The organism is Streptomyces torulosus, from assembly GCF_001419765.1.
GTDB classification, from domain to species: domain Bacteria; phylum Actinomycetota; class Actinomycetes; order Streptomycetales; family Streptomycetaceae; genus Streptomyces; species Streptomyces torulosus.
In genome coordinates, this window is the sequence record NZ_LIRK01000407.1 from 1 (window position 1) to 4,166 (window position 4,166).

4 protein-coding genes and 1 pseudogene are annotated in these 4,166 nt (G+C 71.0%); 4 read left to right on the top strand and 1 reads right to left on the bottom strand.

All coding sequences use genetic code 11. The annotated features are described in order from the left end of the window. Positions 1-92, bottom strand: a pseudogene (locus tag AOK23_RS47065) (IclR family transcriptional regulator); the annotation flags it as partial. Positions 93-368: 276 nt separating this feature from the next. Here AOK23_RS47065 and allB point away from each other — a divergent pair. From allB to AOK23_RS26885, 4 genes are all read left to right on the top strand, one after another. Next, a complete protein-coding gene (gene allB, locus AOK23_RS26870) occupies positions 369-1,706 on the top strand; it encodes an allantoinase AllB (RefSeq protein ID WP_055715208.1) in 1,338 nt (445 codons plus the stop codon). Positions 1,707-1,757: 51 nt separating this feature from the next. Continuing rightward, positions 1,758-2,873 (top strand): allantoicase, encoded by a 1,116-nt coding sequence (alc, locus tag AOK23_RS26875; protein ID WP_055715209.1) that lies wholly within the window; start codon positions 1,758-1,760, stop codon positions 2,871-2,873. 93 nt (positions 2,874-2,966) lie between these two features. Next, positions 2,967-3,593, top strand: coding sequence for a dihydrofolate reductase family protein (locus AOK23_RS26880; RefSeq protein ID WP_055715210.1), 627 nt, complete (start codon positions 2,967-2,969; stop codon positions 3,591-3,593). 134 nt (positions 3,594-3,727) lie between these two features. Next, positions 3,728-4,135, top strand: a complete 408-nt coding sequence (locus tag AOK23_RS26885; RefSeq protein WP_055715211.1) for a guanyl-specific ribonuclease — start codon at positions 3,728-3,730, stop codon at positions 4,133-4,135. Positions 4,136-4,166 lie beyond the last annotated feature (31 nt).

Consider the following 4,166-nt stretch of genomic DNA (forward strand, 5'->3'; position numbering starts at 1 on the left):
AGCAGGTCGAAGGCGCGCTCGAGGGACTGGACGCCGCCGCTGGACGAGGACGACTTGGTGGAGTCGGTGGTGCTGGCGCTGGACGTCGGCACGGCGCGGGTCCTTTCACGAAGGCGGGCGAAGTCGCAGCCTACCGGGCAGTTCGTTGACTGCCCGCTTGCGCGTCACTATGTTCTGCCTGGCGGAATTCTCATTCCGAGTTGTGAAAATGTCCATAGTGGTGGGGTGAGGTGCAGAGTGGGGGAGGGGGCTCTTGACGGGGCCCGACCTGGAGTGAAGACTCCTTCAACAGAACGTTGAATTCCGTTACGTGGAAGTAAATCCGGCGGACGCGGAAGAGAAACGACGGCAGGACGAGAGGGGTCCGGGTGTCCGACGCTGAACTGGTGCTGCGCTCGACGCGGGTCATCACGCCCGAGGGATCGCGCCCCGCCGCGGTCGCGGTCGCGGACGGCCGCATCACGGCCGTCCTCCCGTACGACGCCGACCTGCCCCCCGGCGCCCGCCTGGAGGATCTCGGCGACGACGTCCTGCTGCCGGGCCTGGTCGACACCCATGTGCACGTCAACGATCCGGGCCGTACCCACTGGGAGGGCTTCTGGACCGCGACACGGGCCGCGGCCGCCGGCGGCATCACCACCCTCGTCGACATGCCCCTCAACTCCCTGCCGCCGACCACGACCGTCGACCACCTCCGTACGAAGCAGGAGGTCGCCGCCGACAAGGCGCACATCGACGTCGGCTTCTGGGGCGGCGCGCTGCCCGGCAACGTCAAGGACCTGCGCCCGCTGCACGACGCCGGCGTCTTCGGCTTCAAGGCGTTCCTGTCCCCGTCCGGCGTCGACGAGTTCCCGCACCTCGACCAGGAGCGGCTCGCCCGCTCCCTGGCCGAGATCGCCGGCTTCGGCGGGCTGCTCATCGTGCACGCCGAGGACCCGTCCCACCTCGACACCGCCCCCCAGCGCGGCGGCCCCCGGTACGCCGACTTCCTCGCCTCCCGCCCGCGCGACGCCGAGGACAGCGCCATCGCGGCCCTCATCGACCAGGCCCGACGGCTCGACGCCCGCGTACACGTCCTGCACCTGTCCTCCAGCGACGCGCTGCCGCTGATCGCCGCCGCCAAGGCCGACGGCGTACGGATCACCGTGGAGACGTGCCCGCACTACCTCACCCTGACCGCCGAGGAGGTCCCGGACGGGGCGAGCGAGTTCAAGTGCTGCCCGCCGATCCGCGAGTCCGCCAACCAGGACCTGCTGTGGCGGGCGCTCGCCGACGGCACGATCGACTGCGTGGTCACCGACCACTCCCCGTCCACGGCCGATCTGAAGACCGACGACTTCGCCACCGCCTGGGGTGGCATCTCGGGCCTCCAGCTGAGCCTCGCCGCGGTCTGGACGGAGGCCCGCGGACGCGGCCACACCCTGGAGGACGTGGTCCGCTGGATGTCGACCCGCACGGCCGCCCTCGTCGGCCTCGACCACAAGGGCGCCATCGAAGCGGGCCGCGACGCCGACTTCGCCGTGCTCGCCCCGGACGAGACGTTCACCGTCGACCCGGCGGCCCTCCAGCACCGCAACCGGGTGACGGCGTACGCGGGCAGGACGCTGTACGGCGTCGTCAGGTCCACCTGGCTGCGCGGCGAACGCATCGTCGCCGACGGCGAGTTCACCGCGCCGAAGGGACGGCTCCTCACCCGCACCCCCTGATCCCCTCCCGCACCCGCAGCGGCCCACACCCGAGAGGCAGACCTGATCAACGTGACGGCGATCGTGAACTTCACCGGCGACGCGAACCCGTACGGCGGCGGTGACCCGTACGCGGACTACCGCACCGCCGACCTCCCCTTCACCCACTACGCCGACCTCGCCGACCGCCGGCTCGGCGCCGGTGTCATCGCCGCCAACGACGAGTTCTTCGCACAGCGGGAGAACCTGCTGCTGCCGGAGCGGGCCGAGTTCGACCCGGAGCACTTCGGGCACAAGGGCAAGATCATGGACGGCTGGGAGACCCGTCGCCGCCGGGGCGCCTCGGCCGACCACCCCTGGCCGACCGCCGAGGACCACGACTGGGCGCTGGTCCGCCTGGGCGCGCCCGGCGTCGTCCGGGGCATCGTCGTGGACACCGCCCACTTCCGCGGCAACTACCCGCAGGCGGTCTCGGTCGAGGCCACCTCGGTGCCGGGCACCCCCTCGCCCGAGGACCTCCTCGCCTCCGACGTGAAGTGGACGACCCTCGTACCGCGCACCCCCGTCGGCGGCCACGCGGCGAACGGCTTCGCCGTCTCCGTCGAACAGCGCTTCACCCACCTGCGCGTCAACCAGCACCCCGACGGCGGCATCGCCCGTCTGCGGGTGTACGGCGAGGTCGTCCCGGACCCCACGTGGCTGGACGTCCTCGGCACCTTCGACGTGGTCGCCCTGGAGAACGGCGGCCGGGCGGAGGACGCCTCCAACCTCTTCTACTCGCCGGCCACCAACACCATCCAGCCCGGCCGCGCCCGGGTCATGCACGAGTGCTGGGAGACCCGTCGCCGCCGTGACCAGGGCAACGACTGGATCCGCTACCGCCTGGCCGCGCAGTCCGAGATCCGGGCCCTGGAGATCGACACGGCCTGTCTGAAGGGCAACGCGGCGGGCTGGGCCAGTGTCTCGGTCCGGGACGGCGAGGACGGCGCCTGGACGGAGATCCTCCCGCGCACCCGCCTCCAGCCCGACACCGACCACCGCTTCGTCCTCCCCGAGCCCGCGGTGGCCACCCACGCCCGCATCGACATCTACCCGGACGGCGGCATCTCCCGCCTGCGCCTCCACGGCTCCCTGACGGACGAGGGCAGGACGAGGCTGGCGGCACGCTTCCAGGAACTGGGCGCCTGACAGCACCCGTCCCGGCCGCACCGATGAGTTGCGGGCGCCCGCGGGGTCTGAGGTGATGACAACAGATCCCGCACCAGGAAGCAGGCGATCGCCATGGGCAAGCTCGTCTCGACCGTCTTCGTCACCCTCGACGGCGTCTACCAGGCCCCCGGCGGCCCCGAGGAGGACACCCGCGGTGGCTTCGAGCACGGCGGCTGGAGCTTTCCGTACGCCGACGACGACTTCGGGAAGTTCGTCGAGGAGAGTTTCGGCAGGGTCGGCGCGTTCCTCCTCGGCCGCCGGACGTACGACATCTTCGCCTCGTACTGGCCGAAGGTGACCGACCCGGCCGACCCCGTCGCCGGCAAGCTGAACACGCTGCCGAAGTACGTCGCCTCCACGACCCTCACCGACCCTGAGTGGTCCGGTACCACGGTCCTCGGCGGCGACCTCGCCGACCAGGTCACCGCCCTCAAGGAGCGCACCGAGGGCGAACTCCAGGTGCACGGCAGCGGGGCGCTGGTCGGTTCCCTGATCGACCTCGGCCTGCTCGACACCCTGCACCTGCTGACCTTCCCGGTGGCGCTCGGCTCCGGCCTCCGGCTGTTCCGGGAGGGAGCCGTGCCGACGGCCTTCCGGCACGCGGGAGGCCGGATCACCGGCAAGGGCGTCTCGATCCAGACCTACGAGCGGGAGGGGCGCCCCTCCTACGGCAGTTTCGCTCTGCCCGAGGACGCCTGACGGGGCGTCGTATGTGAAGGAGGACAGGCTGTCCGTGAACTCCGGTTAACTCCCGGAGAACTTCACGGACGTGCCCGCCGAATCCTTGGACTTGTCATTGACATGCCATCGTCTACGCGCGTCATCATGAGGCCATGAGATTCCCCCCACGCACAGCGCGCGCCACGCGTCTCGGCGCCACTGCCGCCCTGCTGTCCGCCCTTCTGGTGGGCGGCAGCACCGTCACGGCCAACGCCGCGGACACCTCGTCCGCCGCGGTCGGCAGCATCTGCCACAGCCGTCTGCCGTCGCAGGCGTACACCACGCTGAACCTCATCGAGCGGGGAGGCCCGTTCCCCTACACGCAGGACGGCAGCGTCTTCCAGAACCGGGAGCGCGTCCTGCCCTCGCGGTCCAGCGGCTACTACCACGAGTACACGGTGAAGACACCCGGCTCCTCCACCCGCGGCGCCCGTCGCATCGTCACCGGGCAGCAGCACCAGGAGGACTACTACACCGCCGACCACTACGCGTCCTTCGACCTGATCGACTACGACTGCTGACCACCGCGGGGACACCCGCCGGGCCGTCCGT